The organism is Serratia sp. YC16 (assembly GCF_009707615.1).
Lineage (GTDB): Bacteria > Pseudomonadota > Gammaproteobacteria > Enterobacterales > Enterobacteriaceae > Serratia > Serratia surfactantfaciens.
The window spans coordinates 85,270-109,294 of record NZ_WLYN01000005.1; the positions used below are offsets into that span (position 1 = coordinate 85,270).

The following is a 24,025-nucleotide window of genomic DNA, read 5'->3' on the forward strand; positions in this document are numbered from 1 at the left end:
CGTCCCTTTGATTCCGTTGTCCTTTTTCCGCCTCCGGCTTCTTGCACTGACAGTATTGGCTCTCAGTGGTAGGATGGATGGCGAAATATAAAAACGGTAACAAGCATGTTAGACAAAATTATTCGAATTGCCACCCGACAAAGCCCGCTTGCACTTTGGCAAGCACATTATGTGCAGCAACGTCTGATGGCCAGCCATCCCGGCCTGCAGGTCGAGTTGGTGCCGATGGTGACGCGCGGCGACGTTATTCTGGATACGCCGTTGGCGAAAGTCGGCGGTAAGGGCCTGTTTGTTAAAGAACTCGAACTGGCGCTGCTGGAAGGCCGTGCCGACATCGCCGTGCACTCGATGAAAGACGTGCCGGTCGACTTCCCCGCCGGCCTCGGTTTGACCACCATCTGCGAGCGCGAAGATCCGCGTGACGCTTTTGTTTCCAATCGTTTCGCCTCGCTCGATCAACTGCCACAGGGCAGCGTGGTCGGCACTTCCAGCCTGCGCCGCCAGTGTCAGCTGCGTGAACGCCGCCCGGATCTTGTCGTGCGCGACCTGCGCGGCAACGTCGGCACGCGCCTGGCCAAGCTGGACAACGGCGACTACGACGCGATTATTCTGGCGGTGGCCGGCCTGAAGCGCCTGGGGCTGGAGCAACGCATCCGCAGCCCGCTGAGCGCCGAAGAGTGCCTGCCGGCGGTCGGCCAGGGTGCGGTCGGCATCGAATGCCGTCTCGACGACAGCGTCACCCGCGCGCTGCTGGCGCCGCTGAACCATGCGGCCACCGAAACCCGCGTGCGCGCCGAACGGGCGATGAACACCCGTCTGGAAGGCGGCTGCCAGGTACCGATCGGCAGCTATGCCGAACTGGATGGCGACAGCCTGTGGCTGCGCGCGCTGGTCGGCGCGCCGGACGGCAGCCAGATGGTGCGCGGCGAGCGCCGCGGCCCGGCCGCCGAGGCCGAACGGATGGGCGTTGAGCTGGCGGAAGAGCTGCTGGCGCGCGGCGCACGCGAGATCCTGCGCGAAGTTTATCAGGGAAATCCGCCGGCATGACCATTCTGGTAACCCGCCCATCGCCTTCGGGAGAGCTGCTGGTGAGCCGGCTGCGCGCGCTAGGCCGGGTTGCCTATCATGCACCGCTGATCGACTTCGCCCCCGGCGGCGATCTGCCGCAGCTGCCGCAGGCGTTGCAGCAGCTTAGCGCCGGCGATCTGGTGTTCGTGCTGTCGCAACATTCGGTGAACTATGCCGATTCGGTCATTGGCCGCGCCGGGTTGAGCTGGCCCGCTCACCTGGCTTATTACGCCATCGGCCGCACCACCGGGCTGGCACTGCATCGCATCAGCAGTTTGCCGGTGGAGTACCCGCGCGAACGCGAAATCAGCGAAACGCTGCTGCTGCTGCCGGCGTTGCAAAAGCTGGCGGGCAAACGCGCGCTGATTTTGCGCGGCAACGGCGGCCGCGAACTGTTGGGCTCGACGCTGAGCGAGCGCGGCGCCGACGTCAGCTATTATGAATGTTATCAACGCAGCCCGGTGCACTACGACGGCAGCGAGCAAAGCGCCCACTGGCAGCGCGCCGGTGTGGATACGCTGGTGGTGACCAGCGGTGAAATGTTACAACAGCTCTATACTTTAGTTCCTGATTACTATCGTTCTTCATGGCTGCTGCGTTGCCGCCTGGTAGTAGTGAGCGAACGCCTGGCTACCCTCGCCCGGGAATTGGGCTGGCGTACGATTCGGGTAGCTGACAACGCCGATAATGACGCGCTGATCCGCGCGCTACAATAATCTGACTATGGGATGTGCCACTATGACGGAACAAAATACCCCATCCGCCCCGGTTGAAGAGCCAACCACCGCGGTTGAGAGCTCCCAGCAGCCAGCCGCTGCCAGCCGCAAAGGCAAGAATACCGGCCCGGTGCTCGGCGCGATCGCTATCGTGCTGGTCATCGCCCTCGGCGCGGGCGGCTATTACCACACGCACAAGCAGGCGCAACAGCTGATCGCCGCCAACCAGGCGCTGCAGCAGCAGCTCGAAGGCGTGAAGCAGAGCCAGCAGCAGGAAAGAAACGCGCTGGAAGGCCTGCTGCAACAGCAGGGTAAAACCCTGGACGCCGCCGATCGCGAGCAGGCGAACCTGGCGCGCCAGCTGAGCGAGCTGCAGGAAAAAGTGGCGACCATCTCCGGCAGCGACGCCAAAACCTGGCTGCTGGCTCAGGCCGATTTCCTGGTGAAAATGGCCGGCCGCAAACTGTGGAGCGATCAGGACGTGACCAGCGCCGCCGCGCTGCTGAAAAGCGCCGACGCCAGCCTGGCGGACATGAACGATCCGAGCCTGCTCGACGTGCGTCGCGCCATTACCGAAGACATCGGTACGCTTTCAACCCTGACCCAGGTCGATTACGACGGCATCATCCTCAAGGTTAATCAGCTGTCCAATCAGGTGGATAACCTGCGCCTGGCGGACAACGACACCGACGAAGCGCCGATGGATCAAAACAGCAACGAGCTCTCCGGCTCGATCGGCGAATGGCGGCAGAACCTGGCCAAGAGCTGGCGCAATTTCATGGCCGACTTCATCACCATCCGCCGCCGTGACACCAGCGCCGAGCCGCTGCTGGCGCCGAACCAGGACATCTATCTGCGCGAAAACATCCGTTCGCGCCTGCTGGTGGCGGCACAGGCCATTCCGCGTCACCAGAACGAGACCTACAAGCAATCGCTGGAAACCGTCTCTACCTGGGTGCGCGCCTATTTCGACACCACCGACCCGGCGACCAAGGCCTTCCTTGAAGAGCTGGATAACCTGAGCCAACAGTCGATCTCGATGGACGTGCCGGATCAGCTGAAAAGCCAGCCGCTGCTGGAAAAAGTGATGCAGACCCGGGTGCGCAACCTGATGACCCAGTCCCCTGCCGTTCACCAGGAGGGTTAAGCCATGTTACGCGTGCTATTTCTGTTTCTGGTGGTGATCGCCAGCGTGGTGCTCGGGCCGATGCTGGCCGGGCATCAAGGCTATGTGCTGATCCAGACCGATAATTACAATATTGAAACCAGCGTCACCGGCCTGGTGATCATGCTGGTGCTGCTGTTCGTGGTGCTGTTGGCGCTCGAGTGGATCCTGCGCCGAATTTTCCGTACCGGCGCCCGCACGCGCGGTTGGTTTATCGGCCGCAAGCGCACCCGCGCGCGCCAGCAAACCAAAGCCGCGCTGATCAAACTGGCGGAAGGCGACTACAAGCAGGTTGAAAAGCTGATGACGCGCAACGCCGACCACGCCGAACAGCCGGTGGTGAACTATCTGCTGGCCGCCGAGGCCGCGCAGCAACGCGGCGATGACTTCCGCACCAACCAGTATCTGGAACGCGCCGCCGAAGCCGCCGACACCGATCAGCTGCCGGTGGATATCACCCGGGTTCGCATTCAGCTGGCGCAGGGCGAGAACCACGCCGCGCGCCACGGCGTCGATCGTCTGCTGAACCAGGCTCCGCGCCATCCGGAAGTGCTGCGCCTGGCGGAACAAGCCTATCTGCGCACCGGCGCCTATGCGTCGCTGCTGGAAGTGCTGCCGTCGATGCGTAAAATCGAACTGCATAGCGAAGAGCAGCTGCAGGCCCTGCAGCAACAGGCTTACATCGGGCTGATGAATCAGGCGATGGCGGACGAAGGCAGCGAAGGCCTGAAGCGCTGGTGGAAAGATCAGAGCCGCAAGACGCGTCACGAAGTGCCGCTGCAAATCGCGATGGTGGAGCACCTGATCGAATGCAACGACCATGAACTGGCGCAGGAAATTGTGCTCGACAGCCTGAAGCGCCAATACGACGAGCGTCTGGTGCTGTTGCTGCCGCGGCTGAAGTCCGGCAATCCCGAGCAGTTGGAGAGAGCGCTGCGCCAGCAGATGAAACAACACGGCGCGACGCCGCTGTTGAACAGCACGCTGGGGCAGTTGCTGATGAAGCACGGCGAATGGCAGCAGGCGGCCGACGCCTTCCGCGAAGCGTTGAAGCAGCGCCCGGACGCCTATGATTACGCCTGGTTGGCCGATACGCTGGAGAAACTGCATCGTTCGGATGAAGCGGCGCAGATGCGGCGTGAAGGGCTGATGTTAACGCTGAAACAGAACGGCGGCGAGTAACGCCCCGTTCGGTTGAGAGAAGCGCGGCCCCGATGCCGCGCTTTTTTTTGCCCGCGAGCTGGCTGAAGCGCAAAAAAAACACTTGCCGTAGGGCAAGTGTATAAAGAAGCAATCAGGTCTAGGACAACAGGGGCGGTGCCTCACTCAACGTTCTGCCCTGAGCGTGATGACGGGTTAGTCATCGTTCTCGTGGGCGATAGGCACCCTAAATCGGCTCTGCGTCATTCCCAGGGTTTATGAAGCCTAAGGCGAACATAAGAGATGGAATGAGCATCTACGCTGTAGATATTGCACTTGCCGTGCCAACTTTTAGATTCAAGCGACCACCCATAAAAAATAGAATCCAATACATTGAAATATATCTATTTTTTATTTAACTCCGCCTTCCTCGTCATGTGCCGCACCCTTCGTTCCATACCGACGGCCGATCTGAAGATGTCGCCTCGCAACGACGACTTAAGCCAAAGCTGATTATGTTGTTTAAAATCAATTGATTATTTGTCTCAAACTGACGACAGCATCAGGCGATACTGTCGCTGAAAACCAACAGGCTTGCCGGTATAAACAAGGCGCCAACTCCAGACCGGCAAAAAACCCGCACAGGGTTGCACAGGCTGCTCATTGTTCGTCTCGCCATGCTGAGCATAAGCTCATCCTCATAAACTGCAGACGTAAAAAAACCGACTTGCGTCGGTTTCTTTGAAAGCGTTCGGCGAGAGAGGATTACGTGCATCTTGGATGCGCGCCCTGTGGGCCGTTGCTAAAGCAACGTTGTCTCGCTTCGCGAGGCGCGAACCTCCTGCGGAGGTACTCATCCTCATAAACTACAGACGTAAAAAAACCGACTTGCGTCGGTTTCTTTGAAAGTGGTCGGCGAGAGAGGATTCGAACCTCCGACCCACTGGTCCCAAACCAGTTGCGCTACCAAGCTGCGCTACTCGCCGATTTGTGTTGCTCATACTACCCGATTTATCAGACCATTGTCCATATAAATCTTATATTTATCAGATATTTTGCGTGGTGCGAAGAGAGGGACTTGAACCCTCACGTCCGTAAGGACACTAACACCTGAAGCTAGCGCGTCTACCAATTCCGCCACCTTCGCACTGTCACAAAATACTGCTAAATCTTCACTTCGTTAGGAAGTGGGGTGGCTAATGGGACTCGAACCCACGACAACTGGAATCACAATCCAGGGCTCTACCAACTGAGCTATAGCCACCATTACTACTTCTTACTCACGCGGTAATATTACCACCGCAGCTCCTGCGCACAAACTTAATGGCGCGCCCGACAGGATTCGAACCTGAGACCTCTGCCTCCGGAGGGCAGCGCTCTATCCAGCTGAGCTACGGGCGCGTAGCGCCGTTGCGGGAGGGGATACTACGGATTTACGCCAATTCTGTCTAGTGCTTTTTCGCAGAAATGTTGCGTTTGATTACGCTTTGCTCACTCCCACGCACAAAAGCGCACTCCGTAGCCCCTTTTCACCGTTTATTGGCGCGTTTCTACCCGATTTTCAGCCGGATGATGTTTCTTGTGCATGCCGAAAGCGAAGTAGCACAGGCTGACGCCGGCTAAGAAAATCGCCCCGACCAGCAGGGAAATCCGCGTATCCGGGTTGATTCCCATACCGACCAGCACGCACACCAGAAAAGCGATGGTCAGATAGTTCACATACGGGAACATGATCGACTTGAAGCTGTGGTTTTTGATCGCTTCCTTGTGGGCGCGGCGGAAATAGAGTTGGCTAATTAGCACCACGAACCACGGCACCATGCCCGGCAGTACGCTGGCGCTATAGACGTAGACGAACACCTGCTCCGGATTAGGGATGATGTAGTTCAGCGCGGATCCCACCAACAGGCAGCCGATGGTGACGGCGATGCAGTTGACCGGCACGCCGCTGGCGGAAAGCTTGGTCAACGCCGCTGGCAGCTGGCGGTTCTTGGCCAGGGCGTACAGCATGCGGCCGCCGCTGTACATGCCGCTGTTGCAGCCGGAGAGCGCGGCGGTCAACACCACGAAGTTGATGATGCCGGCGGCGGCGACGATGCCAATCTTGGCGAAGGTCAGTACGAACGGGCTACCGGTGGTGCCGATGCCGTTCCACGGGAAGATGGTAACGATGACGAAGATGGCGCCGACATAGAAGATCAGGATACGCCACAGGATATTGTTGATCGCGCGTTTCAGCGTCACCTGAGGATTCTTGGCTTCCCCGGCGGTGATGCCCACCAGCTCTACCCCCTGATAGGACGCCACTACGATGCACAGCGCAAACAGGAAGCCTTTCCAGCCGCCGGCGAAGAAGCCGCCGTGCGCCGTCAGATTAGCGAAACCAACGGGTTCACCGCCGTTGCCGAAACCGAAGAAGATCACCCCCAGCCCCACCAGAATCATCACGATGATGGTGGTGACCTTGATCATGGCGAACCAGAACTCCAGCTCACCGTACAGGCGCACCGCCGCCAGGTTGGCCAGCGCCACCATCGCCACGGCGATCAGCGCCGGCACCCACTGCGGTATTTCGGGGAACCAGAACTGCACATACACCCCAATGGCGGTGATCTCCGAAATGCCGACGGCGATCCACATAAACCAATAGCCCCAGGCGGTCAGATAGCCGAAATAGGGATTCATGTATTTATGCGCGTAAACGGCGAACGACCCGGCGACCGGCTCGAGGAACAGCATTTCCCCCATCGAACGCATAATGAAGAACACGAACAGCCCGGCGATGATGTAAGCCAGCAGCACCGATGGCCCCGCCCACTTCAGCGTACTGGCCGACCCCATAAACAGGCCGACACCGATGGTGCCCCCCAGAGCGATAAGCTCGATATGCCGGGCCTCAAGGCCCCGGTGTAGCCCTTGCGGTTTCTCTTTGTGTGCCATAAATCCTCAATAATTTTTCTCGGGTTGTGTTTGCCTGCCGGCCGCTGCCGGTCGTTATTGTCATTATTAAAAGAATAAATCATCCCCTGCCGATCGGGTTGGCATCAACGGGTAGTCGGAGCGAAGTTACCGTGAGAAGAACATCGTTCAGCGCTGGCGCAACAGGCGCAGCGGCCAGGGATAATTTCCGGGCGGTATCGTTTCGCATTTCGCCGCTATAAGCAAACCGCAATTTAAAACTTTATGGAATAAATGCGGCGACGTTTAGGGCCGGGGGTTATAGATATGCGGGAGAAATGGGCAAAAACAGATTATTGGTATAGCAGACCGGGGCGGGACAACACTTTCCGCCCCGAATGAGGGGTTACATCTTGCCGCGGTAGTAGTAGCCGACAAACTTCAACAGCTTCAACTGCCGGCCGATGCGGCTGGGCTGGCTGAGCAGGCGGTAGAGCCACTCCAGGCCGAGGTTCTGCCAGACCTTGGGCGCACGCTTCACGTGCCCGGTAAACACGTCATAGGTGCCGCCTACGCCCATGTACAGCGCCTGCGGATGCACCTTGCGGCAATCGCGCATCAGAATCTCCTGCTTCGGCGATCCCATCGCTACCGTCACAATGGCGGCGCCGCTGGCGCGAATACGCTCGAACAGCGCCTCTCGCTGCTCCGGCTTGAAATAGCCGTCCTGGCTGCCCACCAGGTTGACATTCCACTGGCTGCGCAGCTTCTGCTCGGTTTCCACCAGGACTTCCCGCTTGCCGCCGACCAGAAAGACCGGCGTGCCTTCCTGCCCGGCGCGCTGCATCAAGGCTTCCCAAAGATCGGCGCCCGCGACGCGCGAAACCTCCGCCGCCGGGTATTTGCGGCGGATCGAACGCACCATGCTGATGCCATCGGCGTACTTGTACTCCGCCTCATCCAGCAACGCATGCAGCGCCTGGTCCTCTTCCGCCTTCAGGATCTTTTCCGCGTTCATCGCTACCAGCGTGCCCTGCTTTACCCGGCCGCCGTCGAACAAAAAGTCCATGCAGTGCGCCATATCGCGAAAGCCCCACAGGCTGAAACCGCGCAGCTCGTACTGCGGCACCGAAATCTTTGCTTCCATCGTTCTCATTACCCTTACAAAAGACCGCTCGCCCGAGGCGGAGACGCCGGCGCGCGAGCGCGCGTCACTCTGGCCTTGATCAACCCGGCGGTATCGAACAGCCAATACAGCAACTTCGCCAGCACCAGACAGGCGCCGAAAATAATGCAGAAGAACACCACGCGCGACACGAAGGAGTCCACCCCTTCGCGCGCCAGCACGATCATGTTGAACACCGCGCCGAAGCAGAAGCCTTGCAGGATAGCCGCCTTGTAGCGGTTCGGTTCGGTTTTGCCCAACTCGTACAGCCAGTCGAACCACTTGATGATCATGCCCACCAGAATCGCACCGAGCGGAATAAACAGCGCGCCGCCCATCACGACCAGCGAACCGATCAGCGTCGGAGAAATCGCCAGCCCGGAGTGGTTGTTCAGCACTTCCCAGGTGAAATAGTTGGCCGAGTTCAGCACCACGTCCGGCCGGCCCGGCCACAGCCAGGTTGGGATAAAGACATAGAAATCGCGCACGATCGGCGCCAGTCCCTGGAAGTCGATCTTGTCGTAATTTTGCAGCAGCAGCGCCAGGTTTTCCCACGGTGAGAAGGTATCGCGAGTCAGATAGAGGAAAGTATAAAACGCTTCCGCGCCACTGACATCCAGGCTGTAGCGCTTCAACGCCAGCCAGAACATGCCGACCACGCCGAATATGCCCGCCGCCGCCAGCATCCACAGCGTGATCCAGCCGCGCACGATGCCGATAAACAGGAACAGCGCGAAGGCGATGATGATATTGGCGCGGGTGCCGCCGACGATCACATAGGTCAGAATGCCGAACGCCACCGTCGCCACCAGGAACAAGAACCAGGCGCGCAGATCCTGTCGCAGGAAATAGACCACCAGCATGGCTGGAATGAAGAAGTAGAAGAACCGCTTAAGCGCCACGCCGGAAACGTCGCTGGAGAAGATCTGGCTGTAGGAATTGAGCTTGAACAGCAGGAAGCCGTTCTGCATGAAGAAGATCCCTACGGTGCCGATCGCCAACAGCGCCAGCAATACCCAGGTCATATGAGTCTCTACCCGGTTCATGGTGAACAGCGCCGCGCGCGGCTGAACGCACCGCTTGCGCAGCCGCGTCTTGTAAGTGACGTAATAGATGGCGTAAAACGCCGTCGCCGACAGCAGGGCGTACAGCAGGAACTCCACCGGCACCACCTCGACGTCAAACTGAAACACCAGCAGGCAGGTCAGCGGGAAGCCGAAATAAAACGTCAGCAAATACAGCAGCGAGAAGAAGACGTTGAAGTTAAAGCGCACGCGCCGAAACTCCTGGTAGGTCAGCGTCAGAATAAACGTCAGGCTGACCAGATAGACGACAAACAGGCCGCCGAATTGCGCCAACGTCATGAGTGCTCTCCCGCCGCCAACGCCAGGGCTTGCTGCCAGCCGTCGACATAGTTCGGATTGAAGAAGGCGATCGCCTGTTTATCCACCGCCGCCAGCTGGCGCTGCGCTTCGCGCACCACCGCTTCGTCCAGCGAATCACCATAGAACAACACCGGCAGGTGCTGTTCCGCCAGATCCTGCCAGAACGGGTTCTGCCGGCTGAGCACGAAAGGCACGCCGAACTGAATCAGCAGGCACAGGGTGCCGATCCCCTGCTGGCGATTGAAAATGAAATAGCCGAGATCGCAGGCGCGCAGAATATTGAGGTAATCCTCAAACGCCACCTGCTGCGTGAGCAGCTGCAGGTTTTTCTCGCCGAACAGCGGCAATCCGGCGGCGCGCACCTGCTCGATGTAGGCGTCGTTGTTGGCCGGATAGCCCATCGGCAGGATCACGCGCACGTCGGCACCAAACTGCTGATGAATAGCCTTCAGCGCTTCGATATGCCGATTGCTGCGATCGCCGGAGTTGCCCACCAGAATCGTCATCGGCCCGGCCAGATTTTTTTCGACGTGAACGTCGGTCAGCGCCGGGTCCATGCGGGTCGGGAAATACAGCAGCGAGGCCGGTACCCGCGCATGGCGCTGCTGGTAGTGAATCACGTCGCCACGAGTGGCGAACACGTTCCCCACCCGCCCCTGCGCAATGCGCCGCAGCAGATAGAACAGGCGGAATTTCCAGCTGGTGGCATCTTCATACAGATCGGCGCCCCAAATATGCCAACTGACCTGATGCGCCTTGATCTTGCTGCTCAGCAGCGCCAGCCACAGCCCCGGATTAAATTGGCCATGTAGGAAGAAACGCGCATCACGATCGGACTGGGCACAAGCGATCACCGCCGCCGCCAAACTCTTCTTGTCGGCGTAAGGCTCAATATTAAGGGCCGGAAACTCCCCCAACGCCGCCACATCCTTGGCCGCCACCATAAAATGCCGCGTCTGCTCAGCCGGCAAACGCGGCGCCAGCACGTCGTTGAAGAAGCGCAGCACCGTCTGGTTATGATGCGGGATATCGGATCCCAGAACATGAATCAGTGTGGTCATACTCGTCTACGATAAATAAGAAACACGCAGCTACAGAGCGCGAAATACACGATGTAGGTTGCCATATAGGCCTGAGCCGCTCCCAGCGCGCCGTGCAGCGGGATCAGCCAGTGCGAGAACAGCGTCAGCAGCAGAAACTGACTGACTTCTGTCAGGATATAAAAGCGCAGCGACGCTTTGGCGATCACCAGATAGCCGAACACATAAGCCCCGACTTTCAACACATCGCCCACCAGCTGCCAGGCAAATAGATCGCGCATGGCGACGAATTTGTCCGAGAACAGCAGCCAAATGGCGAAATCGCGCAGCAACCACACCGTAAAGCTCGCCGCCGCTACCGCCGGCAGCACGAATTTCAGCGAGCGCACGATCTCTCGCGAGATGGCGCCCTTATCCGTCAGCCGCGACAGCGTCGGCAGCAGATAGACGGTAAACGAGGCGGTGATAAACTGCAGATAGGCATCGGAAATGCTGCTGACGCCCTGCCAGATCCCCACCTCATCCCAACCGTAATGCGCGGCCAACAGGTTGCGCATCATCACGTAGGCCACCGGCAGCGTCACCGAGGTGATCAACGCCATGATGGTGAATTTGCCGAGGTTGCCGGCCACCGGTTTGTCCCAGCGCGGTGCCAGATAGCGCAGCGGCAGCGTTTTGCGCCGCCACAACATCAACCCTGCCGGCAACACCACCAACGCCGGTACCAGCGCCAGCCCCGCCAGCGCGCCTTCATAGCCGCCCAGCTTGAAACACAGATAGTAAGCCACCACGCCGATCAGGCTGCCGCCGATCACCGCCAGCGCATTACCCATCGCATCGCGATAGCCTTTCAGCACCGCCATAAACAGGTTGGCGTAGGCGATACCCATCTGAATGAAAGCCACGGCGCGCACCACGCCGACATAATCGGCATGCCCGAACAACCCTATGCTGATCGGCTCGGCGGCGAACAGAAACACTAGCGCCAACAAGGTCGAAAAGCCCAGCACGATGCTCGACGCGGTGCCGACCGCCAGACGCAGACGCTGCGGATCCTGGTGGTACTCCGCCACGTATTTGGTGATGCCGTTAAAAATACCCGCGCCGGACAGCACGCCCAGCACGGTAATCAACTGGCGGAAGTTACCTGCCTGCCCCACCCCGCTGGGGCCAAACGCCACCGCCAGCAGCTTCACCACCAACAACCCCACGCCGATTTTGATCAGCGTGGAGCCGGCGGTCCATATCGATGCTTTTGCCAGCGACATATCAGGCGAAGAAGCTCAGGATAGTATTGATTACCGTACGCTGATTAACATCGGACATATTGTAGAACAACGGCAAGCGCACCAGACGCGCGCTTTCCAGTGAGGTGTATCGGTCTTCGCCGGCAAAACGACCAAAACGTTCGCCGGCCGGACAATCATGCAGCGGGATATAGTGGAACACCGCCATGATCTCGGCTTCTTTCAAATAGTCGATAAATGCGGTGCGATCGTCGATATCGCGCAGCTTGATATAGAACATATGCGCGTTATGCACGCAGTCCGTCGGAATGCTCGGCAGCTCGATGCGCCCTGATCTCGCCAGCGGCAGGAAACTGTCGTGGTACTTCTGCCACAGCGACAGGCGGCGTTGATTGATGCGTTCCGCCACTTCCAGCTGGCCCCACAGGTAGGCGGCCTGCAGGTCAGACATCAGATAGCTGGAGCCGATGTCGCGCCAGGTATATTTGTCGACCTGACCACGGAAGAACTGGCTGCGGTTGGTGCCTTTCTCGCGGATGACTTCCGCCCGATCGACCAGAGCCGGATCGTTCACCAGCGTCGCACCGCCTTCGCCGCCGGCGGTATAGTTTTTGGTTTCATGGAAGCTGAAGCAGCCGATATGGCCGATGGTGCCCAATGCCTTGCCTTTGTAGGTCGACATCACGCCCTGCGCGGCGTCTTCCACCACGAACAGGTTATATTTCTTCGCCAGCGCCATGATGGTATCCATCTCGCAGGCGACGCCGGCGTAGTGCACCGGCACGATCGCGCGGGTTTTATCGGTGATCGCCGCTTCGATTTTGGTTTCGTCGATGTTCATGGTGTCCGGACGCAGGTCGACGAACACCACTTTGGCGCCGCGCAGCACAAAGGCGTTGGCGGTGGACACGAAGGTAAAGCTCGGCATGATAACTTCGTCACCCGGCTGAATATCCAGCAGAATGGCGGCCATTTCCAACGACGCGGTGCAGGAAGGCGTCAGCAATACTTTCGCGCTGCCGAAACGCTGTTCCATCCACTGCTGGCAGCGACGGGTAAAGCCGCCGTCGCCGCACAACTTGCCGCTGCCCATGGCAGCCTGCATATATTCCAGTTCAGTGCCAACAACCGGTGGAGCGTTAAATGGAATCATGTCTACCTCTGTATAACCAGTACGCGGTGCTTTCAATCACGGCACCCTGTCGTTGATAGAGTCGTAATGCGGCGATATTGCTTATCTGGGTCGCCACCCGCAGGCGCTGCATCCCCTGGCGCCGACTTTCGGCGATCGCCGCCGCCATCAGCCGAGTGCCAATGCCCCGGCCAGATGCGCCGGGGAAAGCCGCCAGCAGCCCGATACGCATTTCCTGGTCGCCCAGATTACGCAGGCTGACAAAGCCCTCTGGCCGCCCCTGTTCGTCCAGTGCCAACAGGCACTGATGATCGAAAGTGCCTAAAACGGCCTTTTCGATCCACAAAGCATAAAATCGGCCGCTGTCATCAGGTTGATACCAAGGCGCGCGAAAGCGGCTGACGGTGAACGCTTGAGCCGCAGCAGCGCGCAATGCCGGAATATCGGCCTCAGTCGCCAGGCGAGAAGTCCCAGTGCCGTCACCGGATTCATCCGCTCGTCCATCCTCGAGGGCCAAGACCAGATCGACCTCGCCTTCAACCAAACGGAATCCCAATCCAGCCAGGCCATCCACCAATGCCAATTGCTGCGCGGGGATTTTGGCCTGCACCAGGGCGTAAGCCGCAAAGTCGACCTCGGCAAGCGCCGGGGCCGGGGAAGAGAAGCTGAGTTTCGCGCTGTCTAGCGCGAAAAACTCGCTTTCCCACGCCAAAGGCTCAATAGTGGCGTGGACGCACATGCAGCAGATCCAACAAATACTTGCCGTAGCCCGTTTTGGACAATGCGGTAGCGGCGCGTTTCAGCCCCTTGTCATCCAGCCAGCCATTACGCCAGGCGATCTCTTCCAGACAGGCGATTTTAAAGCCTTGGCGTTTCTCGACCGTCTGTACGAAGCTGCTGGCTTCCAACAGACTGTCGTGCGTGCCGGTATCCAGCCAGGCGAAACCACGCCCCAACAGCTCTACGGTCAGTTCACCGCGCTCCAGGTACATCTGGTTGATGCTGGTGATTTCAAGCTCGCCGCGCTCGGAGGGCTTCACCTGCTTAGCAAACTCCACCACCTGGCTATCGTAGAAGTACAGACCGGTCACCGCCCAATCGGATTTTGGTTTCTTCGGTTTTTCTTCGATCGACAGCGCACGGAAATTGTCGTCAAACTCCACGACGCCAAAGCGCTCGGGATCCATTACCTGATAACCGAACACGGTGGCGCCTTCGGTGCGGGCCGCAACGGTTTTTAATTTCGGACTGAAAGATTGGCCGAAGAAGATGTTATCTCCCAACACCAGGCAGCAAGAATCACCGTTGATAAATTCCTCGCCGATCAGAAACGCCTGCGCCAAACCTTCCGGCTTAGGCTGCGCAGCGTAGCTGAGATTGACACCGAACTGTTCGCCGTTACCTAACAAACGTTCGAAGGACGGCAGATCTTCCGGGGTCGAGATGATCAAAATGTCACGGATCCCCGCCAGCATCAGCACCGACATCGGGTAATAGATCATCGGCTTGTCATAGATCGGCAGCAGTTGCTTGGACACGCCACGAGTAATCGGATGCAGACGCGTACCGGAACCGCCAGCCAGAATAATACCTTTCATACTTACTCCAAAACCCGCCGCGCCGCCGCAAAGCGGCGCGGCGTTAAATTAATCTGACAACCCCAAACGCTCGCCGGCATAAGAGCCGTCTTGCACCCGTCGCCACCAGGTTTCGTTAGCCAAATACCAGGCCACCGTCTTACGAATGCCGCTTTCGAACGTTTCCTGCGGCCGCCAGCCCAATTCACGATCGATTTTGCCGGCATCGATGGCGTAACGCATATCGTGGCCCGGGCGATCCTTGACGTAAGTGATCAGATCGCGGTAATTCGCCACGCCCTGCGGCTTGTTCGGCGCCAGTTCTTCCAGCAGATCGCAAATGGTCTGCACCACTTCGATATTCTTACGCTCGTTATGACCACCGATATTGTAAGTTTCGCCGACCACGCCTTCGGTCACGACCTGATAGAGCGCGCACGCGTGATCTTCGACATACAGCCAGTCACGCACCTGCGCACCGTTGCCGTATACCGGCAGCGGTTTGCCGGCTACCGCATTCAGGATCACCAACGGAATCAGCTTCTCCGGGAAGTGATAAGGACCGTAGTTGTTCGAACAGTTGGTGACGAGGGTCGGCAAACCGTAGGTACGCAACCAGGCACGCACCAGATGATCGCTTGACGCCTTGGAGGCGGAATACGGGCTGCTCGGCGCATACGGCGTGGTTTCGGTGAACAGATCGTCGGTGCCGTGCAGGTCGCCGTACACTTCGTCGGTGGAGATATGATGGAAACGGAAAGCCAGCTTCTTCTCCGCCGCCAACGGCTGCCAGTAGTGGCGCGCCGCTTCCAGCAGGGTATAAGTGCCGACCACGTTGGTTTCGATAAAGGCCGCTGGGCCGTCAATAGAGCGATCGACGTGGCTTTCCGCCGCCAGGTGCATCACTACGTCCGGCTGATACTGGGCAAATACCCGATCCAGCCCGGCGCGATCGCAGATGTCGACCTGCTCGAAAGCATAGCGCTCGCTCTCAGCCACCACCGCCAACGACTCGAGGTTACCGGCATAGGTCAGCTTATCCACCACCACCACGCTATCGCCGGTGGCCTCGATGATGTGCCGCACGACTGCGGAGCCAATGAAACCGGCACCACCGGTAACTAAAATACGTTTCAACGCCATACTCCTTTGGTATCAACAACCCATGTTTGTTTTACATCTTCCGGCCGGATGGCCTTGAACTGCTGGTGATCGACCAACATCACGATCACATCGGCCTGCAGCAACGCCTCAGCGATTGGCGTCAACGTCACATGGCCCGCCAGCGACTTCGGCAACTGTTCTACGTTCGGTTCCACCGCCAGCGTTTCGCCAACGTGCCATTCGGCGATCAGGTGCGCGACTTCTACCGCCGGGCTTTCACGCAGATCGTCGATATTCGGCTTGAAGGCCAGGCCGAAGCAGGCGATTGTCACCTCAGACGCACGCTTGTCGGTGGCGGCCAGGCAATCGGCCACCGCCGCTTTCACACGGTCGACTACCCACAACGGTTTACCGTCGTTCACCAGACGCGCGGTGTGGATCAAGCGCGCCTGCTGTGGGTTCTGCGCCACGATAAACCACGGATCGACGGCGATGCAGTGGCCGCCGACGCCTGGCCCCGGCTGCAGAATATTCACCCGCGGGTGGCGATTCGCCAGGCGAATCAGTTCCCAGACATTGATCCCCTGTTCGGCGCAAATCAACGACAGCTCGTTAGCAAAGGCGATGTTCACGTCGCGGAAGCTGTTTTCCGTCAGCTTGCACATCTCGGCGGTGCGCGAGTTGGTAACCACGCATTCCCCCTCGAGGAAAATCTTGTACAGCTCGCTGGCGCGCGCCGAACACTTCGGCGTCATGCCGCCGATCACGCGGTCGTTTTGAATCAGTTCCACCATCACCTGCCCCGGCAACACGCGCTCTGGGCAGTAGGCGATATTCACGTCCGCCGCTTCACCTGCCTGCTGCGGGAAGCTCAGATCGCTGCGCGCCTGCGCCAACCATGCCGCCATCTGTTCGGTGGCGCCCACCGGCGAAGTGGACTCAAGGATCACCAGATCGCCCTTTTTCAGCACCGGCGCCAGCGATTTCGCCGCCGCTTCAACAAAGGCCAGATCCGGCTCATGGTCGCCTTTGAACGGCGTAGGCACCGCGATCAGGAACGCATCGGCCGCCAGCGGTTTGGTTACTGCCTGCAGGAAACCGCCGTCGACGGCCTCCTTGACCACTTTGTCCAGATCCGGTTCGACGATGTGGATCGCACCACGGTTAATAGTATCTACCGCATGTTGGTTAACATCTACGCCCACCACTTTTTTCTTGCGGGAGGCAAACGCCGCCGCCGTTGGCAAGCCGATATAACCCAGGCCGATAACCGAAATAGTGTTAAAACTCATAGTGTCACCTGATGATTCTTTAAAGCTTCGAGGATACGCTGACAGGCATGCCCGTCACCGTATGGGTTGTGCGCCCGGCTCATCGCGTGATATTCGCTTTCGTCCGTCAACAGCCGGGTCACTGCTTCAACAATTTTGGCCACGTCAGTGCCGACCAAACGCACCGTGCCCGCATCTATCGCCTCCGGGCGTTCGGTGGTGTCGCGCATTACCAGCACCGGTTTGCCTAACGACGGCGCTTCTTCCTGAATGCCGCCCGAATCGGTGAGGATCATGTAAGCGTGAGTCATCAGATAGACAAACGGCAGATAGTCCTGTGGTTCGATCAGCATGACGTTGTCGATGCCTTTCAAAATGCGATTCACCGGTTCGCTGACGTTCGGGTTGAGATGCACCGGATACACCACCTGCACTTCCGGGTGGTTGCGGGCGATCTCCGCCAGCGCGCTGCAAATTCGCTCAAAGCCGCCGCCAAAGCTTTCGCGGCGATGGCCGGTGACCAGAATCAGTTTCTTGTCGGCGTCGAGGAACGGGTAACGCTGCGCCAGGCTAGCTCGCAATGCGGCATCGCTCATCACGCGATCGCGCACCCAGAACAGCGCGTCGATCACCGTATTGCCGGTCACGAAAATGCGGTTGTCAGGCAGCAGCTCGCGCAACAGATTTTGGCGTGAGTTCTCGGTTGGCGCGAAATGGTACATCGCCAAATGACCGGTCAGTTTGCGGTTGGCCTCTTCCGGCCAGGGAGAATACAGATTGCCGGTGCGCAGGCCGGCCTCGACATGCCCGACAGGGATGCGTTGATAGAACGCCGCCAGGCTGGTCGCCAGCGTAGTGGTGGTATCGCCGTGCACCAGCACCACGTCCGGTTTGAAATCTTCCAGCACCCCTTTCAACCCTTCCAGAATGCGGCAGGTGATCTCCGTTAGCCCCTGGCCGGGTTTCATGATGTTCAGGTCGTAATCCGGCGTGATCTCAAACAACCGCAAAACCTGATCCAACATCTCTCGATGCTGTGCCGTTACGCAGACTCTTGCGTCAAAGGCCTCGTCCTGGGCCAGTGCATGTACCAGCGGTGCCATCTTAATGGCTTCAGGCCTGGTGCCGAAAACAGTCAACACTTTCACAGCGAATCTCTTTTGGTCGGTTAATCGCAGGCCCCGCCTGCGAATGGGGCGCTCACGCGCCCTGCATCAGATTATTATATTATTTTTTTAACTACGCGGCCGACGCGCCAAGGCAACACCCGCGCCAACCAAAGCGCCCATCGCGCCCCACAGAATCAGCCAGAAGACCCGGCGTGGGCTGTCGCGTTTTACCGGCTCTTCCGGCGTACGCAAATAGCGATAGGTCTGGAACTTCTCATCCAACGTCGGGCCAACGTTCAGCGTCGCCAGCATCGCGCGGTTCTGATCGTAATCCAGATCGTAGGTCGGGCCGGAAGCCTGCAGGCCTTCCAGACGCGCCTGCAGCATTGGCCGGCCCAGCAGGAACAGATCCGAATCCGGCAGTTGTTCGGCCGGGGTGTCGGTTTGTGTACGGCTGATCCCCTGGCTCTCGGCAATTTTCAGCGCCTGCTGCGTGGTGTTCAGCTCACGCTTGTAAACCGACTCCGCCACCGCTTCCTGGCGCTTGACCTGCGCCTTCATCGAGGTGGTGCGGGCGGCCCAGGCGCCCTGAATTTCTTCGTTCAGGTGCAGGGCCGCGCGGTGGCTGGCGAAGGCCACGTATTGGCGCAGCAGACGGTTGGCGTCCGCAGCGGTTTCCGCCGTCAGCTTCACGCCGTCGTTCGGCACTTTCTTGTCGTCGCGCGGCGTGAACAGGATGTTGTTGATCAGCTCGTCGAGCAATGCCGCATCGGCGCGGGCATCCCCTTCCTGACGCTGCTTGTAGTAATCGCTCTGCAGCCAGAAATCGCGACGCGTATCATAAGCCGCCAGCTGCATGATGAACTCATTGTATGCTTCGTCCGCGATGCTCGGCTGATCGCCGGCCGTCGCCGGCAGCGTGCGCACGTCCAGATTACGCAGGAACTGCTGCTGCGAGTAGTAACCGCCCAGCGCATTCACCGTAGGTCTGTCGGTGATTGCGGTGGCGCTCCACTCTTGCTTAACCAGATAAGAGACGATCAGCGCGACCGCCGCGAACAGCACCGCAATGCCGATAATCCACGGTTTGCCGCGCCACAGGGTACAGCACAGGCCGCGGATATCGAGTTCGTTATCCACCGCCGGGGTATGCTTGTCAGACGTTGTTTCTGGATTCATCACAGCCAAAAAGCCTCTGGTCTCTGGTTAAGGTACTTGCTTGTTATCGCCCGAACGCCGCAACCGGCGCTTGATACGCTTAATGTACCGCGCAACACGCCAGGCGCGCTTGATGCAGTAACCATACAGGAAGAAAGCAAGCAAGAATAATGCCAACATAACCCACTCAGGGATAAAAGTCAGGCGTTCGCCAATCACGCCAACCGCCGCCAGCAATGCGGCCGCCAGGGTGATCAACACGAAAGCCTGCCGCGGCGTAAAGCCGGCGCGCATGATCAGGTGGTGAATATGTTGACGATCGGGAGAGAAGGGGCTCATCCCCTTGCGTAAACGACGATACATGATTGCTATCATGTCCATCAGCGGAATAGCGATGATCCACAGCGCGGTCACCGGGTTAATCGAGTGTGCCTTTCCCTGCGAGCTTTGCAGCAGCAGCCAAATGGCGGTAAAGCCGATCAGGGTACTGCCAGCATCCCCCATGAACACCTTATAGCGACGGCCGAGGATACCGAGGTTGAGCAAAATATAGGGAACGATGGTGGCGATCATCGCGAAACACCAGAACGCCAGCTCATGATGGCCGCTCAGGTACAGCAACAGGCCCAGCGCGCCGAAGGAGACACACGACAGCCCTCCCAGCAGGCCATCGATGCCGTCAACCATGTTGAAGGCGTTGATCGCCGCCCAGACCGCGAACAGCGTCACCAGATAACCGAACGGCCCCAGCAGCATCTCCCAGTCGCCCAGCACATGGCCGAAGCTGCGCAGGTACAGCCCGGCGAAGACCATCATGGCGATGCCGACCAACGCCTGCACCAGGGCGCGAATTTTAACGCTGATGTCGAAACGATCGTCGAGCGCCCCCACAAACACCAGAATGCCGGCGCAGGTAAGATAAAGCTTGGTGTGCGCGATAGGTTGTTCGGAAATCCAAAACGCGAAGCACAACCCGGCATAAACGGAAATACCGCCGACCAGCGGAATCAGCCCCTGATGGCGTTTGCGATAATTGGGTTTATCTACCAGACCAATACGTTTTGCCGCCTTGCGGGCAACAAAGAGAAAAGCCAAAGAAAACAGGAAAACAAATAGAATTTCAGTACTCATAGTGAGTAAGTTCACAGTTAACAGATCTCTGTAGAAGATAAGGCAGCTTACCACGGGCAATAGCTTGTGCCATCGGCCCCCGCCACCTTTCGGTCATTTCCTATGACAACGGTGATTCATGCCTATTTTCTTCGCTTCGGCTGACAAAATGACAGCAGCAAAGCCGATCGGCGCAAAACCGACCGACAAACAAGATGAATTCTCAATAAGTCGAGGAAACAACTTACTTTTCCATTACTGCTACTTATCGTATCCGCCAAAAGCGAAAAACGCCACGACTAGGCGTGGCGTTCAGCGAATTTTTTAACGAATTATGAGCGTTTCATCATATCGAAGAATTCATCGTTGGTTTTGGTCATCGCCAACTTATTAATGAGGAACTCCATCGCGTCAATCTCACCCATCGGGTGAATGATTTTGCGCAGGATCCACATTTTTTGCAGCTCTTCGGAGGTGGTGAGCAGCTCTTCTTTACGGGTACCGGAACGGTTGTAATCGATCGCAGGGAATACGCGTTTCTCGGCGATTTTACGCGCCAGGTGCAATTCCATGTTGCCGGTGCCTTTAAATTCTTCGTAGATCACTTCGTCCATCTTCGAACCGGTATCAACCAGCGCAGTCGCGATGATGGTCAGGCTGCCGCCCTCTTCCACGTTACGCGCCGCACCGAAGAAACGCTTCGGACGGTGCAGGGCGTTGGCGTCCACACCACCGGTCAGCACCTTGCCGGAGGCCGGTACCACGGTGTTGTAGGCGCGCGCCAGACGGGTGATGGAGTCGAGCAGAATGATAACGTCTTTCTTGTGTTCAACCAGGCGCTTGGCCTTCTCGATCACCATTTCGGCCACTTGCACGTGACGCGAAGCCGGCTCGTCGAAGGTCGAGGCGATCACTTCGCCTTTCACCAGACGCTGCATCTCGGTCACTTCTTCCGGACGCTCGTCGATCAGCAGCACCATCAGCACGCAGTCTGGGTGGTTGTAGGCGATGCTCTGCGCGATGTTCTGCAGCAGCATGGTTTTACCGGCTTTCGGCGGTGCCACGATCAGGCCACGTTGGCCGCGGCCAATCGGCGCCGCCAGATCCAGTACGCGCGCCGTCAGGTCTTCGGTAGAGCCGTTGCCGCGCTCCATCCGCAGACGTGAATTGGCGTGCAGCGGCGTCAAGTTCTCGAACAGGATCTTGCTGCGGGCGTTTTCCGGCTTGTCGTAGTTGACTTCGTTGACTTTCAACAGGGCAAAATAGCGCTCGCCTTCTTTTGGCGGACGAATCTTACCGGAAATGGTGTCACCTGTGCGGAGGTTGAAACGGCGGATTTGGCTAGGGGATACATAGATGTCGTCGGGACCGGCGAGGTAGGAACTGTCTCCAGAGCGGAGGAAACCGAATCCATCCTGCAATATCTCGAGCACGCCGTCGCCGAAGATATCTTCTCCGCTTTTCGCATGTTGCTTCAGAATGGAGAAGATAATGTCCTGCTTGCGCATGCGGGCAAGGTTTTCCAGCCCCATATTTTCGCCGAGAGTAATCAGCTCAGAAACCGGCGTATTCTTTAATTCGGTAAGATTCATAATGGTGGGTTCTTAAACTCGGGGTATGTCTCGAACTTGTATCGTGAATGGTATGGCAGCGAAATGCGTGCCTGTCTACTGGACGTTCGATCACCGGGCGCAGAGCCGTCGCGGTAAGAAATGGCTTACATCGGGCGTACGCATTGACGGTTGAAGATCGAAGGTACCTTAAAAATGATTTTGCAAAACCGTTTGATTGCCAAAACACGGGCTGAGTTCAGTTTACTTTCAACGCCAGTGGTTCAACACAGAGTATAGCTTTAGATTCAAACTCTTTAGATTTAAAACTTCGGGCAAGTTCTATATGCAGTGTGGTTAAACTTAACACGCTTCTTGGCAGGCGTCTAGCGGTGAATTGAACATCACCGCCAGCCGCCTGATATGGGGCTTCCCGCCCGATTACAGATTCGCGTTCAGGAAATCTTTGAGCTGACCTTTGGACAACGCGCCCACCTTGGTCGCGGCCACTTCACCGTTCTTGAACAGCAACAGCGTAGGGATGCCACGGATACCGTACTTAGGCGCGGTAGCCGGGTTCTGATCGATATTCAGCTTGGTGATGGTCAGCTTGCCTTCGAACTCTTCGGCAATCTCATCCAGAATCGGAGCAATCATCTTGCACGGCCCACACCATTCAGCCCAGAAATCGACCAGGATCGGCCCTTCCGCTTTCAGCACATCGGCTTCGAAGCTGCTGTCAGTCAGGTGAATAATTTTATCGCTCATGTTCTACTCCACAGGATTATGTCTACCTTGTTGGTGTAGCATTAACCAACTCAAGGTGATTTTATTGCACCGCGTTTATTTCAACGGATGTGCTTTCGTAAAGCAATAGTTAGCTGATATTCTACCACACTATGAGCAAAACACACTTGACCGAACAGAAGTTTTCCGACTTCGCCCTGCACCCGTTAGTCCTTGAAGCCCTTGAGAAAAAAGGGTTTCACAATTGCACGCCCATCCAGGCGTTAGCATTGCCGCTCACGCTCTCCGGGCGTGACGTTGCAGGTCAGGCGCAAACCGGTACCGGAAAGACGCTGGCGTTTTTGGCGTCTACTTTTCACTATTTGCTGACTCACCCGGCGAAACAGGATCGCCAGACCAATCAGCCGCGCGCCTTGATCATGGCGCCTACGCGTGAACTGGCGGTGCAAATCCACTCCGATGCGGAAGCTCTCTCCCAGACCACCGGCCTGAAACTGGGCCTGGCCTACGGCGGCGACGGCTACGACAAACAGCTGAAAGTGCTGGAAAGCGGCGTGGATATTCTGATTGGCACCACCGGCCGTTTAATCGATTACACCAAACAGAACTATGTCGATCTCGGCGCGATGCAGGTTGTCGTGCTGGATGAAGCCGATCGCATGTACGATCTGGGCTTTATCAAAGACATCCGTTGGCTGTTCCGTCGCATGCCTGCGGCCGATCAACGCCTGAACATGCTGTTCTCCGCCACCCTGTCCTATCGCGTACGCGAGCTGGCCTTCGAGCAGATGAACAACGCCGAATATGTTGAAGTGGAACCGGAACAGAAAACCGGCCACCGCATTAAAGAAGAGCTGTTCTACCCGTCCAACGAAGAAAAAATGCGTCTGCTGCAGACGCTGATCGAAGAAGAGTGGCCGGATCGCGCCATCATCTTCGCCAACACCAAGCACCGCTGCGAAGACATCTGGGGCCACCTGGCCGCCGACGGTCACCGCGTCGGCCTGCTGACCGGTGACGTGGCGCAGAAAAAACGCCTGCGCATCCTCGACGACTTCACCAAGGGCAACCTCGATATCCTGGTCGCCACCGACGTCGCCGCGCGCGGTCTGCACATCCCTGCCGTCACGCACGTTTTCAACTACGATCTGCCTGACGACTGCGAAGACTACGTGCACCGCATCGGCCGTACCGGCCGCGCAGGCGCCAGCGGTCACTCCATCAGTCTGGCTTGTGAAGAGTACGCGCTCAACCTGCCGGCGATCGAGACCTATATCGACCACAGCATTCCGGTGAGCAAGTACAACAGCGATGCGCTGCTGACCGATCTGCCGGCGCCGAAGCGCCTGTCGCGTCCGCGCGGCGGCAACGGCCCACGTCGCAACTCCGCGCCTCGTCGCGGCGGCGCGCCGCGCAACAACCGTAAACGTTCGAGCTGATCGC

The 24,025-nt window shown here is 58.2% G+C and carries 20 protein-coding genes, 4 tRNA genes and 1 other RNA gene; 5 read left to right on the forward strand and 20 right to left on the reverse strand.

All coding sequences use genetic code 11. The annotated features are described in order from the left end of the window. Positions 1 to 105: 105 nt before the first annotated feature. The 4 genes from hemC to hemY are packed head-to-tail and all read left to right on the forward strand — an operon-like array spanning position 106 to position 4,131. Complete coding sequence (hemC, locus tag GKN89_RS16315) at positions 106 to 1,047, forward strand: hydroxymethylbilane synthase (protein WP_063918206.1); 942 nt, start codon at positions 106 to 108, stop codon at positions 1,045 to 1,047. After that, positions 1,044 to 1,784, forward strand: coding sequence for a uroporphyrinogen-III synthase (hemD, locus tag GKN89_RS16320; RefSeq protein ID WP_154747367.1), 741 nt, complete (start codon positions 1,044 to 1,046; stop codon positions 1,782 to 1,784). Before hemC ends, hemD begins: the two co-directional genes overlap by 4 nt. A gap of 22 nt (positions 1,785 to 1,806) precedes the next feature. Next, complete coding sequence (hemX, locus tag GKN89_RS16325) at positions 1,807 to 2,931, forward strand: uroporphyrinogen-III C-methyltransferase (protein WP_063918208.1); 1,125 nt, start codon at positions 1,807 to 1,809, stop codon at positions 2,929 to 2,931. Between the two features lie 3 nt (positions 2,932 to 2,934). Beyond that, positions 2,935 to 4,131 carry a protoheme IX biogenesis protein HemY gene (gene hemY / locus GKN89_RS16330; RefSeq protein ID WP_154747368.1) on the forward strand — a complete coding sequence of 399 codons (1,197 nt, stop codon included), beginning with the start codon at positions 2,935 to 2,937 and terminating at the stop codon, positions 4,129 to 4,131. Between the two features lie 706 nt (positions 4,132 to 4,837). On the opposite strand, the gene GKN89_RS16335 is transcribed toward hemY, so the two are convergent. The 20 genes from GKN89_RS16335 to trxA all read right to left on the reverse strand — a co-directional run bounded on the left by GKN89_RS16335 (position 4,838) and on the right by trxA (position 22,603). Next, positions 4,838 to 4,966, reverse strand: a non-coding RNA gene (locus GKN89_RS16335) — RtT sRNA. A gap of 32 nt (positions 4,967 to 4,998) precedes the next feature. Then, a tRNA-Pro gene (locus GKN89_RS16340) sits at positions 4,999 to 5,075 on the reverse strand. A gap of 74 nt (positions 5,076 to 5,149) precedes the next feature. After that, a tRNA-Leu gene (locus tag GKN89_RS16345) sits at positions 5,150 to 5,236 on the reverse strand. 41 nt (positions 5,237 to 5,277) lie between these two features. Beyond that, positions 5,278 to 5,353, reverse strand: a tRNA-His gene (locus tag GKN89_RS16350). Positions 5,354 to 5,413: 60 nt separating this feature from the next. Then, positions 5,414 to 5,490: transfer RNA gene (locus GKN89_RS16355), tRNA-Arg, on the reverse strand. Between the two features lie 135 nt (positions 5,491 to 5,625). Further along, the gene (locus GKN89_RS16360; protein WP_019452551.1) at positions 5,626 to 7,029 is read right to left on the reverse strand and encodes an amino acid permease; all 1,404 of its coding nucleotides are present in this window, start codon (positions 7,027 to 7,029) and stop codon (positions 5,626 to 5,628) included. A 364-nt stretch (positions 7,030 to 7,393) separates the two neighbouring features. After that, the gene (gene wecG, locus GKN89_RS16365; protein ID WP_154747369.1) at positions 7,394 to 8,134 is read right to left on the reverse strand and encodes a lipopolysaccharide N-acetylmannosaminouronosyltransferase; all 741 of its coding nucleotides are present in this window, start codon (positions 8,132 to 8,134) and stop codon (positions 7,394 to 7,396) included. A gap of 14 nt (positions 8,135 to 8,148) precedes the next feature. Next, positions 8,149 to 9,516 carry an ECA oligosaccharide polymerase gene (gene wzyE / locus GKN89_RS16370; RefSeq protein WP_154747370.1) on the reverse strand — a complete coding sequence of 456 codons (1,368 nt, stop codon included), beginning with the start codon at positions 9,514 to 9,516 and terminating at the stop codon, positions 8,149 to 8,151. Then, positions 9,513 to 10,598: a TDP-N-acetylfucosamine:lipid II N-acetylfucosaminyltransferase gene (locus GKN89_RS16375; RefSeq protein ID WP_154747371.1), complete on the reverse strand. Its 1,086-nt coding sequence runs from the start codon at positions 10,596 to 10,598 to the stop codon at positions 9,513 to 9,515. The genes wzyE and GKN89_RS16375 overlap by 4 nt, the downstream gene beginning before the upstream one ends. Further along, complete coding sequence (gene wzxE, locus GKN89_RS16380) at positions 10,595 to 11,845, reverse strand: lipid III flippase WzxE (protein ID WP_063918212.1); 1,251 nt, start codon at positions 11,843 to 11,845, stop codon at positions 10,595 to 10,597. The genes GKN89_RS16375 and wzxE overlap by 4 nt, the downstream gene beginning before the upstream one ends. A gap of 1 nt (position 11,846) precedes the next feature. Next, positions 11,847 to 12,977: a dTDP-4-amino-4,6-dideoxygalactose transaminase gene (rffA, locus tag GKN89_RS16385; protein WP_154747372.1), complete on the reverse strand. Its 1,131-nt coding sequence runs from the start codon at positions 12,975 to 12,977 to the stop codon at positions 11,847 to 11,849. Then, positions 12,964 to 13,695, reverse strand: a complete 732-nt coding sequence (rffC, locus tag GKN89_RS16390; RefSeq protein ID WP_154747373.1) for a dTDP-4-amino-4,6-dideoxy-D-galactose acyltransferase — start codon at positions 13,693 to 13,695, stop codon at positions 12,964 to 12,966. The genes rffA and rffC overlap by 14 nt, the downstream gene beginning before the upstream one ends. After that, positions 13,673 to 14,554, reverse strand: a complete 882-nt coding sequence (rfbA, locus tag GKN89_RS16395) for a glucose-1-phosphate thymidylyltransferase RfbA (protein ID WP_074055648.1) — start codon at positions 14,552 to 14,554, stop codon at positions 13,673 to 13,675. The genes rffC and rfbA overlap by 23 nt, the downstream gene beginning before the upstream one ends. Positions 14,555 to 14,602: 48 nt before the next feature. After that, positions 14,603 to 15,676, reverse strand: coding sequence for a dTDP-glucose 4,6-dehydratase (gene rffG, locus GKN89_RS16400; protein ID WP_195934019.1), 1,074 nt, complete (start codon positions 15,674 to 15,676; stop codon positions 14,603 to 14,605). Further along, positions 15,667 to 16,929 carry a UDP-N-acetyl-D-mannosamine dehydrogenase gene (gene wecC / locus GKN89_RS16405; RefSeq protein WP_074055649.1) on the reverse strand — a complete coding sequence of 421 codons (1,263 nt, stop codon included), beginning with the start codon at positions 16,927 to 16,929 and terminating at the stop codon, positions 15,667 to 15,669. Before wecC ends, rffG begins: the two co-directional genes overlap by 10 nt. Beyond that, complete coding sequence (wecB, locus tag GKN89_RS16410; protein WP_370520218.1) at positions 16,926 to 18,056, reverse strand: non-hydrolyzing UDP-N-acetylglucosamine 2-epimerase; 1,131 nt, start codon at positions 18,054 to 18,056, stop codon at positions 16,926 to 16,928. Before wecB ends, wecC begins: the two co-directional genes overlap by 4 nt. An 87-nt stretch (positions 18,057 to 18,143) precedes the next feature. Then, positions 18,144 to 19,196: an ECA polysaccharide chain length modulation protein gene (gene wzzE / locus GKN89_RS16415; RefSeq protein ID WP_029988858.1), complete on the reverse strand. Its 1,053-nt coding sequence runs from the start codon at positions 19,194 to 19,196 to the stop codon at positions 18,144 to 18,146. Between the two features lie 27 nt (positions 19,197 to 19,223). Further along, entirely contained in the window at positions 19,224 to 20,321 is a 1,098-nt protein-coding gene (gene wecA, locus GKN89_RS16420; protein WP_370520219.1) for a UDP-N-acetylglucosamine--undecaprenyl-phosphate N-acetylglucosaminephosphotransferase, read from the reverse strand. 296 nt (positions 20,322 to 20,617) lie between these two features. After that, complete coding sequence (gene rho / locus GKN89_RS16425; RefSeq protein WP_004934188.1) at positions 20,618 to 21,877, reverse strand: transcription termination factor Rho; 1,260 nt, start codon at positions 21,875 to 21,877, stop codon at positions 20,618 to 20,620. 399 nt (positions 21,878 to 22,276) lie between these two features. Further along, the gene (trxA, locus tag GKN89_RS16430) at positions 22,277 to 22,603 is read right to left on the reverse strand and encodes a thioredoxin TrxA (RefSeq protein WP_004934187.1); all 327 of its coding nucleotides are present in this window, start codon (positions 22,601 to 22,603) and stop codon (positions 22,277 to 22,279) included. Between the two features lie 131 nt (positions 22,604 to 22,734). Between trxA and rhlB the strand changes: the two genes are divergently transcribed. Further along, positions 22,735 to 24,021, forward strand: a complete 1,287-nt coding sequence (gene rhlB / locus GKN89_RS16435; protein WP_025160400.1) for an ATP-dependent RNA helicase RhlB — start codon at positions 22,735 to 22,737, stop codon at positions 24,019 to 24,021. The last annotated feature ends 4 nt before the right edge of the window (positions 24,022 to 24,025 follow it).

Coding starts and splice junctions, on each gene's coding strand:
- wzzE (WP_029988858.1), bottom strand. CDS start 19,196: ATGAATCCAGAAACAACGTCTGACAAGCATACCCCGGCGGTGGATAAC.
- GKN89_RS16375 (WP_154747371.1), bottom strand. CDS start 10,598: ATGACCACACTGATTCATGTTCTGGGATCCGATATCCCGCATCATAAC.
- hemX (WP_063918208.1), top strand. CDS start 1,807: ATGACGGAACAAAATACCCCATCCGCCCCGGTTGAAGAGCCAACCACC.
- rho (WP_004934188.1), bottom strand. CDS start 21,877: ATGAATCTTACCGAATTAAAGAATACGCCGGTTTCTGAGCTGATTACT.
- hemC (WP_063918206.1), top strand. CDS start 106: ATGTTAGACAAAATTATTCGAATTGCCACCCGACAAAGCCCGCTTGCA.
- hemY (WP_154747368.1), top strand. CDS start 2,935: ATGTTACGCGTGCTATTTCTGTTTCTGGTGGTGATCGCCAGCGTGGTG.
- GKN89_RS16360 (WP_019452551.1), bottom strand. CDS start 7,029: ATGGCACACAAAGAGAAACCGCAAGGGCTACACCGGGGCCTTGAGGCC.
- rffG (WP_195934019.1), bottom strand. CDS start 15,676: ATGGCGTTGAAACGTATTTTAGTTACCGGTGGTGCCGGTTTCATTGGC.
- wzyE (WP_154747370.1), bottom strand. CDS start 9,516: ATGACGTTGGCGCAATTCGGCGGCCTGTTTGTCGTCTATCTGGTCAGC.
- rhlB (WP_025160400.1), top strand. CDS start 22,735: ATGAGCAAAACACACTTGACCGAACAGAAGTTTTCCGACTTCGCCCTG.
- trxA (WP_004934187.1), bottom strand. CDS start 22,603: ATGAGCGATAAAATTATTCACCTGACTGACAGCAGCTTCGAAGCCGAT.
- wzxE (WP_063918212.1), bottom strand. CDS start 11,845: ATGTCGCTGGCAAAAGCATCGATATGGACCGCCGGCTCCACGCTGATC.
- wecC (WP_074055649.1), bottom strand. CDS start 16,929: ATGAGTTTTAACACTATTTCGGTTATCGGCCTGGGTTATATCGGCTTG.
- rffC (WP_154747373.1), bottom strand. CDS start 13,695: ATGTGCGTCCACGCCACTATTGAGCCTTTGGCGTGGGAAAGCGAGTTT.
- rfbA (WP_074055648.1), bottom strand. CDS start 14,554: ATGAAAGGTATTATTCTGGCTGGCGGTTCCGGTACGCGTCTGCATCCG.
- wecG (WP_154747369.1), bottom strand. CDS start 8,134: ATGGAAGCAAAGATTTCGGTGCCGCAGTACGAGCTGCGCGGTTTCAGC.
- rffA (WP_154747372.1), bottom strand. CDS start 12,977: ATGATTCCATTTAACGCTCCACCGGTTGTTGGCACTGAACTGGAATAT.
- hemD (WP_154747367.1), top strand. CDS start 1,044: ATGACCATTCTGGTAACCCGCCCATCGCCTTCGGGAGAGCTGCTGGTG.